The sequence below is a fragment of the Nocardia sp. NPDC023733 genome, assembly GCF_040639775.1.
Classification (GTDB): Bacteria; Actinomycetota; Actinomycetes; order Mycobacteriales; family Mycobacteriaceae; genus Nocardia; species Nocardia rosealba.
This window is the reverse complement of record NZ_JBFAAN010000001.1, coordinates 1095238-1110909: the sequence shown is the minus strand read 5'-3', so window position 1 is coordinate 1110909 and position 15672 is coordinate 1095238. Positions and strand designations below refer to the sequence as shown.

Genomic DNA, 15672 nt, shown 5'->3' with positions numbered 1-15672 from the left:
CCTCCCCTCGGGAAGGCGGCCTTCGCCGTTTCATCTCGTCAGTGACTGGCTACTTTTCGGTACTGCAGCAACGCAGCGGGCATGGCGACGGCCAGGATGACCAGCGAGCAGATCACCGCGTAGAGGATGCAGTTGTCGGCTGCCCAGCCGGTGGCCGGGGCGAACGACGGCGGTGCGGAGTTGTCGAACAGTTTGCGCCCGGCGGCCGAGACGGCGGTGATCGGATTCCATTCGGCGATGGTGCGCAGCGGACCGGGCAGGGTCTCGGCGGAGATGAACGCCGAGGAGATGAACGACAGCGGGAACATCCAGATCAGGCCCGCGCTCTGTGCCACCTCGACGGTCGGCGAGATGAGCCCGGTCAGCGCGCCGACCCAGGACATGGCGAAGGCGAACAGCAGGATGATGGCGAAGGCCAGTGCGGCGTCGGCGATGCTGCCGTTGATCCGCCAGCCCACGATGTACCCGCAGATCACCATCACCCCCAGGCTCGCCACATTGACCACCAGATCGGACAGTGTGCGGCCCATCAGCACCGCGAGCCGCGACATCGGCAGCGTTCGCATCCGGTCGATGATCCCCTTCTGCAGGTCGCCGGCCAGCCCGACCGTGGTGAACGCGGCGTTGAACGCCACGGTCTGGGTGAAGATGCCCGCGAGCAGGAACTCACGGTACTGGTCACCGCCCAGGGACGCGCCGAAGATGTAGGCGAAGAGGAACACGAACATCAACGGCTGGATGGTCGCGGTCACCAACAGCGTCGGCACCCGCAGGATGGTGAGCAGGTTGCGGTAGGCCACGATCGCGCTGTCGCGCAGGAACCGGGCCCGCGGCGGGGTCTGGTCGGCGGCAGCGGGCCGCGAGGAGCCCGGGGTGATGGGCATTTCGCGGGTGTCGTTGTCCGCCTCGACGTCGGGGGCCACGCTCACGACAGGATCTCCTCTGGCACGTCGTCGGTTTCGGGTTCGGTGGCCGGTTCGGCCGGGGTTCCGGTGAGCGAGAGGAACACGTCGTCGAGGGTCGGGCGGACCACGACGGCGTCGAGCACGCACACCCCCGCGTCGTCGAGCCGGCGCAGGGCCTCGACCATCGTGCGGGAGCCGTTACCGACCACCACCGATACTTCGTCGCTGCCCGGCTCGTGGATCGGCGTGCCGACACCCACCTGATCGAGGACCGAGACCGCGAGATCGGGACTCTGCCCGGCGGCCAGGGTGACCGTGAGCCGGTCGCCGCCGATGGAGGTCTTGAGTTCGTCGGCGGACCCCCGGGCGATGACGGTGCCCTTGTCGATCACGGTGATCCGGTCGGCGAGCAGGTCGGCTTCCTCCAGGTACTGGGTGGTGAGCAGCACCGTGGTGCCGTCGTCGACGAGGTCGCCGATCACCTTCCACATATCCAGGCGCCCCCGGGGATCGAGGCCGGTGGTCGGTTCGTCGAGCACGACCACCGGCGGCCGTGCGACGAGAGAACCGGCCAGGTCGAGGCGCCGGGCCATACCGCCCGAGTAGGTGCCCGCGCGGCGGCTCGCCGCGTGGTCGAGACCGAGCGCGGTGAGCAATTCCTCGGCTCGTTCGGTGGCCTGCTTCTTCGACATGCCGTAGAGGCGCGCCACCATGCGCAGGTTCTCGTATCCGGTCAGGTTCGCGTCGACCGCCGCGTACTGGCCGGACAACCCGAGGCGGGTGCGGGCCGCGGCCGGATCGGCCAGCACATCGACCCCCGCCACGCGCACCGTGCCCGCGTCGGGGCGAAGCAGGGTGGTGACGATCCGCACGGTGGTCGTCTTGCCCGCGCCGTTGGGCCCGAGCAGGCCGAGCACCGTGCCCGCCGGTATCTCGAGGTCGATCTCCTTCAGTACGCGCACCTTGCCGAAACTCTTGGCGAGGCCGCGCACTTCTACCGCCAGACTCACGGACGCATCTCCTTCTCGGCGCCGCCGCACACGGTGATCCCGGGCACCCCGTCGAGGTGGCGGTGCAGCACGGGGCCGATCGCCGCCAGCGCCTCCGGTGTGGTCATCGCCGCGTGCCTGCAGGGCAGGTCGTGGTTGTGGATGGTGCCGGTGACGAACTGTTGCCAGGAACCGGCCCGCCTGGCGGGATCGGCGGCATTGATCTCGTCCGCCGCCGCGGTGAAGAACAGCAGATCGCCGTCGAAGGTACGCGGCCGGAACACGTTGGCCATCACCGTCCCGTCGGCGTACCCGGTGTAGAGGCGTTGCAGATTGTCCACCGACAGTGCCGCGAACGGCCCCGGCTGTGCCCGCAGCAGATCGGCCGCTTCGTGCAGGTCGAGGTCGGCGGGCAGTGGTGCGCCGTCGACGAGGTCGGCACCGAACTCGCCGAGGATGTCGGCGACGCTCGGCATCGCGGTGTCGAGCCAGCGGTCGCCGAGCTGGTAGCTGTCCATCATCGCCAGCAGCGCCACGTCCTCGCCCAGTTCCTGCAACTGCACCGCGATCTCCTGCGCGATGAGCCCGCCGAGCGACCAGCCGAGCAGGTGATACGGCCCGTGCGGCTGGATCGCCCGGATATTGGCCACGTAGTGACCCGCGGCCTCCGGGATGGAGGTGAAGCTGTCCTGACCGGACACGTGCGGGGCCTGCAGGCCGTACACGGGTCGATCGGGAGCCAGGTGTGCGAGCAGCCCCGAGTAGCACCAGGCCAGGCCGATGGCCGGGTGCACACAGAACAGCGGGGTGTCGTGCGGCCCGGTCGACGGGCGGATCGGCAGCACCGGTTCCAGGGCGGCGGCCATCACCTCCGCCGGGTCCGCGCCGTCGAGCCGGGCGGCGATGGCGGCCGGTGTGGCATCGCCGAACATCATCTGCACCGGCATCTCGTAGCCCTGCTCCCGCAGTGCCGCGACGACTTTGGTGGCCAGCAGCGAGTTGCCACCCAGTTCGAAGAACCCGTCGTCGGCGCCGACCCGCTCGACACCGAGCACCTCGGCGAAGGCGGCACACAGCGCCACCTCGGCAGGCGTCACCGGCGCGCGGTACCCGCCCGAGGCGGTGAACACCGGTTCGGGCAGCCGGGCACGGTCGAGCTTGCCGACCGGGCTGAGCGGCACCTCGTCGAGCAGCATGATCGCCTGCGGCACCATGTAATTGGGCACGTGCGCACCGATGTGCTCGAGCAGTTCGGGCACCGTCGGCGACGCGCCGGCGCGGGCCTTCACATACGACACCAGCGCGGTGACCCCGGCCTGAGTGGTGTGCCCGACGGTGAGCGCCAGCTCCACGTCGGGGTGCCGGGCGAAGGCCACGTCGATCTCGCCGAGTTCGATCCGGAACCCGCGCACCTTCACCTGGTGGTCGGTGCGGCCGACGTATTCCACGTCGAGCGCCGACTTCCTGCCGTCACGCCAGCGCACCAGGTCACCGGTGCGGTACATGCGTTCACCGGGCGCACCGTAGGGATTGGCGACGAAACGCTGCGCGGTGAGCCCCGGCCGATTGTGGTAGCCGCGGGCCAGCGCCGCACCGGCCAGCTGCAGTTCGCCCGTGACGCCGATCGGGGTGGGGTGCAACCGCCGGTCGAGCACCGTGGCCGAGACACCGCGGATGGGACCGCCGATGGTGATCGGACCCTGCGGGCTCATCGGTTGCGGCATCAGGGTGACGATGGTCGTCTCGGTCGGCCCGTAGACGTTGTAGAAGTTGCGCCCCGGCGCCCAGCGGGCGAGCAGGTCTGGCGGCAGCGCCTCACCACCGGTCAGGATGTGCGCGAGCGAATGCACACCCGTCGGATCGACGGTGCCGAGCGCCGCGGTGGTGATGAAGGCGTGCGTGATCCGTTCCCGGATGAACAGCTGACGCAATTCTTCGCCACCGACGATGCCCGCGGGCGTGATGACGAGGGTGCCCGCCCCACCGAGCGCGAACAGGATGTCGAGCATCGACCCGTCGAAGCTCGGGGTGGCGAAGTGCAGCACCCGGCTGCCCGGTCGCACGTCGTAGCGGTCGGCGCATTCGGCGGCGAAGTTCGAGATGCCGCCGTGGGTGACCACCACACCCTTCGGGGTGCCGGTCGACCCGGAGGTGTACACCACGTAGGCCGGGTTGGCCAGGCGCAGCGGCCGGACCCGGTCCGCGTCGGTGATCGGCGCGTCGTCGGTGCCGAGCACGGTGGCGCGGGTGTGCGGGTCGTCGAGCACCAGCCAGCGGCAGTCACCGGGCAGCTGGTCGCGGTGCGCGAGCAGGGTCAGCCCGATCGCGGCGCCGGAGTCGGTGAGCATGTGGCTGATCCGCTGCGCCGGGTAGTTGGGGTCGACCGGTACGAACGCGGCCCCGGCCTTGGCGACGGCCAGCATGGTCGCCACCGACTCCACCGAGCGCGGAATACCGAGTGCGACAAGGCTTTCCGGGCCGATACCCTGTCCGATGAGCAGCCGGGCGAGCCGGTTGGTCCAGCGGTCGAGGGCGTCGTAGGTGACCACGGTGTCGCCCGCGCTGAGCGCCACACCGTCGCGGGCCCGCGCCGTCGCGGCGTCGAACACCTCGGCCAGGGTGACCGGGGTGTCGGGCCGGGCACCGTGGACGGGTGCCAGCGCGGTCCACTCGACCGCGTCGAGCAGGGCCAGGTCGCCGACGGCGGTGTTCGGGTCGGCGGCGACAGCGGTGAGCAGCCGCACCAGGCGGTCGCCGAGGCGGCGCGCGGTGACCTCCTCGAACAGGTCGGCGGCGTAGTTCACCGACAGGGTGATGCCGTCACCGACGCGATCACCGGTCTGGGTCTCGGTGAAGGTGAACTGCAGATCGAACTTGGCGATGCCGGCGTCGGCGTCGACCGCCTCGATCCGCAGGCCGGGCAGTTCCAGCATCCGCACCGGGTTGTTGCGCACCGAGAGCATCACCTGGAACAGCGGGTGATGCGCCTGCGAGCGTGCGGGATTGAGCACCTCGACCAGCCGCTCGAACGGCAGGTCGGCATGGGCGAAGGCGTCGAGGTCGTGGTCGCGCACGGTGCGCAGCAGGTCGACGAAGGCGCGGTCGTCGGACACCTCGGTGCGCAGCACAAGGGTGTTGACGAACATGCCGATCAGCGCGTCGAGCGCCGGATGACCACGTCCCGCGCTGGCGGTGCCGACGACGATGTCGTCGGTGCCCGTCACCCGGTGCAGCAGCACCGCGAGCGCGGCGTGCAGCACCATGAACATGCTGACGTTGTTGGCGGCGGCGATCCCGCGCAGCGCCCGGTGGGTGGCGGCGTCGACCGCGCAGTCGACGGTGCCGCCCCGGTAGGAGGGCACCGGCGGGCGCGACCGATCGGCGGGCACGGTGAGCAGTTCGGGCAGCCCGTCGAGGGTGTCGCGCCAGTGATCGAGCTGCTTGCGGATCAGCGAGTTCTCGTCGTCCTCGGTGCCGAGCAGCTGCTGCTGCCACAGCGTGTAGTCGGCGTACTGGATCTCGGGGATCTGTTCGCCGAACGGTTCACCGGCGCGGATGCCACGGTATGCGGCGGCCACCTCGGCGGCGAGCGGTTCCAGCGACCACCCGTCCATGGCGATGTGGTGCACCACCAGCACGAGCACGTGCTCCTGAGACCCGGCGACGGCCAGTTTGGCCTGGGCGGGCACCGGCAGCCCGGTGCGGTCGACGGTGATGAGCGCGGCCCGCAACGGCACCGAGACCGACAGGTCGAAGCCAGGTGCGGCGAAACGCGCGACGGCGGCGTCGACCTCGTGCGGTGTCGCACTCGCATGGAAGAGAGTGACCGCCGCGATCTGCGGGTCGAGCACCAGTTGCTGCGGCTCGCCCGCCGTTTCCGGGAACACCGTGCGCAGCGTCTCGTGCCTGCGTTGCACCGTGTGCAGGGCGGCGATGAGTGCGTCGAGGTCGATCGGACCGTGCAACCGCAGCACCACCGGGATGTTGTACGCACCGGCGGACTGGTCCTGCGCACCGGCGTTGAACCGGTTGAGGAACCACAGCCTGCGCTGGGCCGCCGAGAGCGGGATCCGTTCCGGGCGATCCTGTTTCACCAGGTCCGGGCGGCCTTCGTCACCGGACGGCCCGGTCTCCACCAGCGCCGCGAGCTCGGCGACGGTCGGTGCGGCGAACACGGTACGCACCTCGAGGCGCACATTGCTCGCGGCCGCCAGCCGGGCGACCAGCTGGGTGGCCAGCAGCGAGTTGCCGCCGATGTCGAAGAAGCTGTCGGTGGCCGACACGTCCTCGACGCCGAGCAGATCGGCGAACACCCTGGCCACCAGGCGTTCGGACTCGGTGCGCGGTGCACGGCCCGCCGCGACGGTGAACTCCGGTTCGGGCAGTGCCGTCCGGTCGAGCTTGCCGACGGGTGTGAGCGGCACGGCGTCGATCAGGTTCAGCGAGGCCGGAACCATATGCCCGGCCAGGTGTTTGACGGCGTGATTGCGCACGTCGGCCAGATCGGCCGGGACCGCGTCTTCACCCAGCTGCACCCAGGCGACGATCCGGTCGTCACCCGCGATGGTGCGCACCTCGGTGTGGGCGAAACGGACATCGGGATGGCTGCCGAGCACGGCACTGATCTCACCGAGCTCGATGCGGAAACCACGCACCTTCACCTGGTGGTCGCTGCGGCCCAGGTAGTCCAGTTCGCCGGTGGCGGTCCAGCGCACCACGTCGCCGGTGCGGTACATCCGGCTGCCCGCGGGCCCGCACGGGTCGGCGACGAAGCGCGACGCGGTGAGCCCGAACCGCTGGTGGTAGCCCTGGGCGATACCCGCGCCACCGATGTAGAGCTCGCCGGGAACCCCGACGACGACCGGTTTCAACCGCTCGTCGAGCACCAGGGCCCGCGATCCGCGCACCGGTGTACCGATGGTCACCGGCACACCCACCCGGAGCTCCGACATGGCCGCGATGACGGTGAACTCCGTCGGCCCGTAGGCATTGACGAATCGGCGCCCGGGCGCCCAGTTCTCCACCAGATCCGGCGGCACGGCCTCGCCACCGGCCATCAGCCCGCGCAGTCGCGGCAGCGGCCAGCGGCTCGCATCGATCGAGGCGAGTACGGCGGGGGTGAGGAAGGTGTGGGTGATCTCCTCACGCTCCAGCAGGGCGCCGAGTTCGTCGCCGCCGTAGACGTCGATCGGGCCGATCACCATCTCCGCGCCGGAGTACACCGCGAGCAGCATGTCGAGCACGGAGACGTCGAAGCTCGGGGTGGAGAAGAAGAACGTCCTGGCGAACCGGTCGAGGCCCATCCGCTCGCGCAGATCGAGCGCGAGGCTGACCAGACCACCGTGGGTGACGGTGACGCCCTTGGGCAGACCGGTGGAACCGGAGGTGTAGATCTGGTACGCCAGGTCGGCGGCGTGGATGGGGCGGATGCGTTCGGCATCACGGATCGCGGCGTCGTCGTATCCGGCCAGCTCGGTGTGCAGGTCGGGATCGTCGACCAGCAGCCATCGAGTGTCGAGCGGTCCGGCGGCCTCGCGCAGGGCGGGGGCGTCGGCGCTCGTGGTGAGCACGGCGCGCGCACCGGAGTCGGTGAGCATGTGCCGCACCCGGTCGGCCGGGTAGCGCGGGTCGACGGGCACGAACGCGGCACCGCTCGCGGCGACACCGAAGATGGCGAGCGCGCAGTCCAGCGACCGGGTGAGGCCGACGGCGACCCGATCGCCGGTGCCGATCCCCCGTGCGATGAGGGCGCGACCGAGCCGGTGGGCACGTCGGGCCACCTCGTCGTAGTCGAGTTCACCGACCTCGCCCGCCACGCTGCCGCCGGCGAACCACCGCAGCGCGGGCCTGTGCGGGTACCAGTCGGCGGCCCGGTCGATGATGTCGGACAGCACCACCGGGGTGACCAGCGCCGGCCCCTGCGCCGGGACGAGCGCGCGATGTTCGGCGACGGTGAGCTGGTCGATATCGGACACCAGCCTGCGCGGGTCGGCGGTCACCTGGGTGAGGATCGCCGCGAACCGGGTGGCCAGCGTCTCGATCGTCGCCCGGTCGAAAAGCTCGGTGGAGTAGACGAATTCGAAACGCTGCCCGTCGCCGTCGGGGGCCACCCGCAGTTCCAGGTCGAACTTGGCGCGGGCGATGTCGAGTTCCTCGGCGCGCAATCGCAGGCCCGGCAGCTCCAGTTCCGGTGCGCTGTCGTCCTGCATGCTCAGCGCCACCTGGAACAGCGGGTGCCGGTTGTTGGCCCGGCTGTCGCGGCCGAGCGCGTCGACGACCCGTTCGAACGGCAGGTCGGCGTGCGCGAGCGCGGCCAGCTCCGAATCGCGGTCGGCGTGCAGCAGTTCGGTGAAGCTGGCGCCGGGGTCGACGTCGGAGCGCAACACGAGGGTGTTGACGAACATGCCGACCAGCTCGTCGAGCTGGATGTCGGTGCGTCCGGCGACCGGGGTGCCGATCGGGATGTCGCGACCGCCGGTGACCCCGCGCAGCAGCACCGCGAGCGCCGAACGGACGACCATGAACAGGCTGACACCGGTCTCGGCCGCCAGCTCCTCCATCGCCTCACGCAACGGCGCCGACACCGGGCACACCACGGTGGCCGCCGTGCCGACCGGTTCGGCCGGACGCGGTCGGTCGAACGGCAACGGCAGTTCGTCGGGCAGTTCGGCCAGTGTCTCGCGCCAGAACGCGAGCTGGGTGGCGGCGATGCTGTCGGGGTCGTCCTCGGCGCCGAGCACGGCCCGCTGCCACAGGCTGAAGTCGGCGTACTGCACCGGCAGCGGTTCCCGCACCGGAACGCTGCCACCGGCACGCGCCACATACGACACCGCGAGATCCTTGGTCAACGGGCCGAGCGACCACCCGTCCGCGGCGATGTGGTGCACGACCACGCCGAGCAGGTATTCCTGAGTCCCGGTGCGCAGCAGCGAGACTCGCAACGGCGTCTCGTGGGTCAGGTCGAAGCCCTGCCTGGCGAACTCGGCGAGTATCTCCTCGGCCCGTGCGGGTTCGGTGTCGACGGGCTCGATCGCCGGCACCGACCCGGCCGTCGGCAAGACCACCTGCTGGGCGCCGGAGAGGTCCTCGGGGAAGACCGTGCGCAGCACCTCGTGCCGCTGCACCAGGTCGGTGACCGCGCCGCGCAATGCGTCGATATCCAGATCGCCGCCGATTCGCAAGACGAAAGCGATGTTGTAGGCGCTGGATTCGGGCGACAATCGGTTGAGGAACCACAGTCGTTGCTGCGGCAGCGACAGTGGTATGCGTCCCGGGCGCGGGGTGTGTACCGCCAGCGCCACCCGCTGCGTCCGGGGCGCTTCCGCGATCAAACCGGCGATGCCGGCCACCGTCGGCGCCTCGAAGATCTGGCGCACCGGCAGATCGACCTCGAAGTCGGCGTGCAGCGCCGCGGCCAGCCGGGTGGCGAGCAGCGAATTGCCGCCGATGTCGAAGAAGCTGTCCTCCGCGCCGGGCACCGGCCTGCCGAGGATCTCGGTGAACACCGCGGCCACCCGCATCTCGAGGTGGGTACGCGGAGCGCGCGATCCGCCTGCTGCCGCGAATTCCGGTGCGGGCAGGGCCTTTCGGTCCAATTTGCCCGCCGGCGTCACCGGCATCCGGTCGAGCACCGCCAGCGCGGCGGGCACCATGTAACCGGGCAGTCTGCCGCGCGCGGTGTCGAGCACGGCCGCCGGTTCGATCGGCCCGTCGGCGGTGACGTAGGACGCGAGCCGCTGCTGACCGTGATCGTCGACGTGCACCACGGTCGTCGCCGAGCGCACTCCCGGGTGTTCGCGCAGCACATGGTCGATCTCGCGCAGCTCGATACGGAAGCCACGGATCTTGATCTGGTCGTCGGCGCGCCCGAGGAAACGCAGGCGACCGGTGGCGTCGGCGACCACGAGATCGCCGGTCCGGTACATCCTTTCGCCCACACGGCCGTGCGGATTCGCGACGAAGCGCTGCGCGGTGAGGCCGAGTTTGCCCAGGTACCCACGCGCCACACCGGGACCGGACACATACAGTTCGCCCGGAGTCCCCGGCGGCACCGGGTGCAGCCGGGAATCGAGGACGAACAAGCGCATCCCGCGCACGGGCGCACCGAGCGGCACCGGCTCGCCGGGCACCATGGCGGCGCTCGCGGTGACCGCGACGGTCGCCTCCGACGGGCCGTACATGTTGTGCATCCGGTATCGACCGGCCCAGGTGTCGACCAGTTCGTCGGAGCAGGCCTCGCCGCCGACGATGACGGTGTTGAGTTCGGGGAACTCACCGGCGGGCACGGTCGCCAGGGCGGCCGGGGTGATGAACGCGTGCGTGATCCGTTCCGAGCGGAGGAATCCCGCCAGTTCGGCGCCGCCGTACAGGTCGGCTGGGGCGACGACGACGGTCGCGCCCGCGGCGAAACCGAGCAGCAACTCCAGCACCGACGCGTCGAAACTCGGTGAGGAGAAATGCAGGGTACGGGCGGCATCGGTCACCCGGAACAGCTGGGTCTGCTCGCTGGCCAGCGAAGAGATGCCCGCATGGGTGACGACAACCGCCTTGGGCAGGCCGGTGGAGCCCGAGGTGTAGATCAGGTACGCGGGCTGGGTCGGCCGCATCGGGTGCGTGCGCTCGATATCGCGCACAGGCGCGGCCGAGCGGTGTGCGCAGTCGGCTTCGAAGGCTGCGGTCCCGAACACCAGCCATTCCGGTGCCCGGCGGTGCTTGCCGACGGTGGTCGGCAGCGCGGCGAGGTGTTCGGGCAGGGTGAGCCCCAGCACCGCACCGGAGTCGCCGATCATGTGCGCGATGCGCTCGGTGGGGTACGCCGGGTCGACCGGCACGTACGCGGCACCGGTCTTGGCGACCGCCCAGATGGCGATGATCGATTCCAGCCCACGCGGCAACGCCACCGCCACCACCGACTCGGGGCCCGCGCCGTGCGCGATCAGGCTGCGCGCCAACCTGTTCGAGCGCTCGTCGAGCTCCCGGTAGGTCGTGTCGAGCCCGAGATAGCGCACCGCGACCGAATCGGGCAGGCGCTGGGCGGTATCGGCGAGCAGGCGGGCGAGGGTGTCGGCCGGTTCGGCCGGTGCGCCCGCCACGGGCACGAGCCGCGCGATCTCGCGACGGTCGAGCAGCGGCAGATCACCGATCGGTTCCTGCGGCGCGGCCAGCGCGAACCGCAGCATGGTGGTGAACCGGCGGGCGATGGCCTCGACGGTCGAGCGATCGAAAACATCGGTGGCATACCCGAATTCGGCGTGCAGCGGCCCGTCACCGTGGTTGTCGCGCACCTCGAGCTGCAGATCGAACTTGGCGACACCAGTCTGCACCGGCACGAGTTCGGCGGCCACACCGGGCAGTTCGACGCGCAGCTCGGGGGTGCGGTCGTAGGACAGCATCACCTGGAACAGCGGATGCCGGTTGGTCGACCGGTCCGGGTTCACCAGTTCGACGAGCCGTTCGAAGGGCACATCGGGGTTGGCGAAGGCGTCGAGGTCGGTTTCGCGGACCTGGTCGAGCACCCGGTCGAAACCGGCACCGAGGTCGACATCGGTGCGCAGCACGAGGGTGTTGACGAACATGCCGACGAGTTCGTCGAGCGCCGGATCGGAGCGTCCCGCGATCGGGGTGCCGATGGTGATGTCGGTGCTGCCGCACACGCGCGCGAGCACGGTGGCCAGTGCGGCGTGCAGCACCATGAACATGCTCACCCCGCGGCCGCTGGCGAGCTGGCTTGCCGCGCGGCGTGTTTCGGCATCGATGGTGAGGGCGACCGTGTCGCCGCCGGTAGTCCGTCGCAACGGGCGCGGGCGGTCGAGCGGCAGGTCGAGCTGATCGGGCAGTCCGGCAAGGGCCCGGCGCCAGTGCCCGAGCTGACGCCCCAGCGGTGCCTCCGGGTCGGTCTCGTCACCGAGCAGTTCCCGTTGCCACAGTGCGAAATCGGCGTACTGCACGGGCAGTGGCGTCCACCGTGGCGCGTTGCCCTCGGCGCGGGCGGCGACGGCGGTCATCAGATCCCTGGCCAGCGGTGCGACCGACCAGCCGTCTCCGCAGATGTGGTGCAGCACCACGACCAGCAGATGCTCGTCCGGGGCCAGGCGGTACAGCACCACCCGCAGCGGCGTCTCGCCGCGCAGGTCGAAGCCGCGCCCGGCGACCTCGGCGACGAGGTCGTCGATGCGGCCGTCCCCGTCGTGCGCGACGAGATCGGGTGCCACGGCGGCGGCGGGATGGATCAGCTGGTACGGCCCCTCCGGGCCGTCGGGGAAGCTGGTGCGCAGGCTTTCGTGGCGGTCGAGCACGTCACGGAGGCCGGCCCGCAGGGCGGCGAGGTCGAGCCGACCGGTCAGCCGCAGCGCCAGCGGCATGTTGTAGGCGGCGGCGTGTTCGGCGAACCGGTTGAGGATCCAGAGCCGCTGCTGGGCCAGCGACAGCGGCACCCGTTCCGGCCGGGTCGCGGGAACCAGCTCGGGCGTGGAGGTCTCGGGCCGGTGGGTGCTGATGTACTCGGCCAGCGACGCGATGGTCGAGGCCTCGAACAGGTGCCGGATGCTGATGCTCGCGTCGAGGGTGGTGTTGATCCTGGCGACGGCGCGCGCGGCGACGAGCGAGTTGCCGCCGAGGTCGAAGAAGCTGTCCTGCACGCCGATTCCGGTGCCGTCGAGGGCGAGCACCTCGGCGAAGATCTCGGCGAGCGCGCATTCCAGCTCGGTCTGCGGTGCGTCCGCACCGGTGGTCACCCGCACACCCACCTCGGGGGCGGGCAGTGCCTTGCGATCCACCTTGCCGTTGGCGCTCAGCGGCAGTTCGTCGAGCACGACCAGCGCCGAGGGCACCATGTAGGAGGGCAGCGCCCGGCGCAGCGCCGCCATCAAGGCCGCCACCTCCGGTGCGGCGGCGCCCGGTGCGGCGACCACATAGGCGACGAGTTCGTCGTCGCCGGTGCGGCTGGTCCGCGCCACGCAGACGGCACGGGCGACACCGTGCTGGGCGAGCAACGCGGACTCGACCTCGCCGAGCTCGATGCGCAGACCACGGATCTTGACCTGGAAGTCGGTGCGCCCCAGGTATTCCAGGACGCCGCCGTCGAGCTGCCAGCGGGCCAGGTCGCCCGTGCGGTACATGCGTTGCCCGGGGGTGAACGGGTTGGCGACGAACCGATCGGCCGTCAGATCGGGCCTGCCGAGGTAGCCGCGCGCCAGCTGGGTGCCCGCGAGGTACAGCTCGCCGACCACGCCGGGCGGGACCGGGCGCAGCTGCGGATCGAGCACATAGGTCTTGGTGTTCCACACCGGCGAGCCGATCGGCACGGTGGTCGCCCCGACCGGGCACGGCCAGTAGGTGACGTCGACCGCGGCCTCGGTCGGCCCGTACAGGTTGTGCAGCTCCGGCCCGCGCAGCGCGGCATGGAAGTCGGCGACGGTGGCACCGGGCAGCGCCTCACCGCTGCAGAACACCCGCCGCAGGTTCGCCCCGCCGCGCACGCGCGGATCGGTGACGAACAACGACAACATCGACGGCACGAAATGCGCTGTGGTGACCGACTTCTCGGTGATGATTCGCGCCAGGTACGCCGGATCGCGGTGCCCGCCGGGTGCGGCCACGACCAGCCGAGCCCCGACCTGCAACGGCCAGAAGAACTCCCAGACCGACACGTCGAAGGTGGCCGGGGTCTTCTGCAGCACGGCGTCGCTGTGGTCGAGCGGGTATTCGGCCTGCATCCACCGCAGCCGGTTGACGATGGCGGCGTGCGTGACCGCCACACCCTTCGGCTTGCCGGTGGATCCCGAGGTGAAGATGACGTAGGCGGGGTGTTCGGGCCGCAGCGGCGCACGGCGGTCGGCGTCGGTGATGGGGGCGATGTCGTGCCCGGTGACGTCGAGCGTGTCCAGATCCACGCGCACAGCACCTGCGGGCAGCCGCACACTATCGCGAGCGGCGGTCAGCACACACACCGGTTTCGCCTGTGCCACAACGGCATCGATGCGATCGACCGGATGCTCCGGATCGATCGGCAGGTAGGCGGCGCCGGTGGCGAGCACGGCGTACATACCGATCACCATCTCGATGCTGCGGTGCAGGCACAAGCCGACGGTGGTCTCCGGGCCCGCACCGCGCGCGATGAGTTCGCGGGCCAGCTGGTTCACCCGTTCGGACAGTTCGGTGTAGCCGATGGCGCGGTCACCGTACTCGAGCGCGACGGCGTGCGGGCTGCGTCGCACCTGGTCGGTGAACAGCGAGACGAGCGTGCCGGTGGGCACCGGGATCTCGGTGGCATTCCATTCCCGCAGCACGCGTTCGCGTTCGGTCGCGGTGATGGCGTTGAGCGCGTGGGCCGGGCTGTCGGGGACGGCGGCCAGGAACCGGGCGAGGAAGTCCAGGTAGCGGGCGTGATGCGCCGAATTCTCGGTCTCGCCGTAGAGGCGGGGGTTGGCCTCGAAGTCGAGCTGGATGCGGCCGCCGTCGCCGTTGTAGATATTGATGGAGAGGTCTTCGACGGGGCCGGTCGCCAGCACGTGCAGCTGACCGGTGATATCACCGAATTTCAGCTCGTCGTGGAACAGCATGATGTTGACCATCGGCCCGAAGAACCCACGTGCGTCGCGCGAGTAGCCGCAGTCGCGGCGGATGTCGTCGGAGCGGTAGCGCTGGTGCCGCAGGGCGCCGGTGATCTGCAGTTCGGTCTGGCGCACCACATCGGCGACGGTGGTGTTCTCGTCGAAACGCACGCGCAGCGGAACGACGTTGGACACCACACCCGCCGAGCGGCGCAACGCCACGGTGGTGCGCGCCGAGACGGGCAGGCTCAGCACCACGTCGGCATTGCCGGTGACCGAGCGGACGTAGGCGGCGAGGGCGGCGACGATGAGCGCGGAATTGGCCGAATTGTGCGCGGTGATCGCCTGCGTGAGCAGGGTGTCGAGGTCGGTGTCGAGCACGGCGGTCGCGCGGTGACGGCCGGGGTCGTGGGTGTCGCCGGTCGCCGTCACCGACGACAGTGTCATCGGCTCGCCGACACCGGCGAGTTGTTGCATCCAGTACTCGCGGTCGGCGTGGAAACGGCTGGACTCGCGGTAGCGCGACTCGTCGGCGTAGAGGTCGACCAGTGCGGCGGCGCGCGACACGGAGGGCTCGCGCTGCTCGCCGACCGCGGTGTAGATCTCGGCGGTGCGCGCGAGCGCGTTCATCGCCCCGTATCCGTCGATCACGATGTGGTGACCGCGCTCGTACCAGAACCAGTCGCGCTCCCCGATGCGCAGCACCACATTGATGGTGAGCGGCTCGTTCTCCATGTCGATGGGCGTGCTGGCGTGCTCGTTCATCCACCGTAGTGCGGCCGCGCGCGGATCGGGCTCGCCGCGCAGATCGATACGGGCCCAGCCGGGCCGCCAACTCGGATCGACGCGCTGATGGGGTACGCCGTCGATCTCGAGTAGGCGCACGTGTCCCACCTGGGATTCGGCGCCGAATCGCTCGATGGCGTAGAGCAGCCTGCCCGGGTCGAGATCGCCGTGCAGTTCCACGTAGTGCGCGATCGTGAGCGGAATGTCGGGCCTGATCCGTTGCGCGTACCACAGCGCCGTCTGACCGGGCGACAAAGCGAACGGCTGGCTCGAGTCCTCGTCGGTGACGCATGAGCTGACGCGGTCGGTGGCCAATGAACTCATCAAGCACTCCGTTCTGGTGTGTCACGACTCCCCGAGCAGCGCCCGGGCACACGACGGCCCAGGGCGTGGCTATCCACGCCCATGATTCGGAGTACTCCGGCGGCCGGATGGCTACCG

Annotated in this window: 3 protein-coding genes; all 3 read right to left on the bottom strand. The window is 70.3% G+C overall.

Going from position 1 to position 15672, the window contains the following annotated elements; all coding sequences use genetic code 11:
• Positions 1-38: 38 nt before the first annotated feature.
• Genes AB0F86_RS05040 through AB0F86_RS05030 form a run of 3 tightly spaced genes read right to left on the bottom strand, consistent with a single transcriptional unit; the run spans position 39 to position 15555 of the window.
• The gene (locus AB0F86_RS05040) at positions 39-929 is read right to left on the bottom strand and encodes an ABC transporter permease (RefSeq protein ID WP_225280292.1); all 891 of its coding nucleotides are present in this window, start codon (positions 927-929) and stop codon (positions 39-41) included.
• Complete coding sequence (locus AB0F86_RS05035) at positions 926-1915, bottom strand: ATP-binding cassette domain-containing protein (protein WP_181696337.1); 990 nt, start codon at positions 1913-1915, stop codon at positions 926-928. Before AB0F86_RS05035 ends, AB0F86_RS05040 begins: the two co-directional genes overlap by 4 nt.
• On the bottom strand, positions 1912-15555 hold the full coding sequence (locus tag AB0F86_RS05030; RefSeq protein WP_356982099.1) for an amino acid adenylation domain-containing protein: 13644 nt from the start codon (positions 15553-15555) through the stop codon (positions 1912-1914). The genes AB0F86_RS05035 and AB0F86_RS05030 overlap by 4 nt, the downstream gene beginning before the upstream one ends.
• Positions 15556-15672: the final 117 nt, after the last annotated feature.

What these genes read in the sequence shown, in the direction of transcription:
- AB0F86_RS05030 (WP_356982099.1), bottom strand. Translation starts at nt 15,555, where the DNA reads ATGAGTTCATTGGCCACCGACCGCGTCAGCTCATGCGTCACCGACGAG.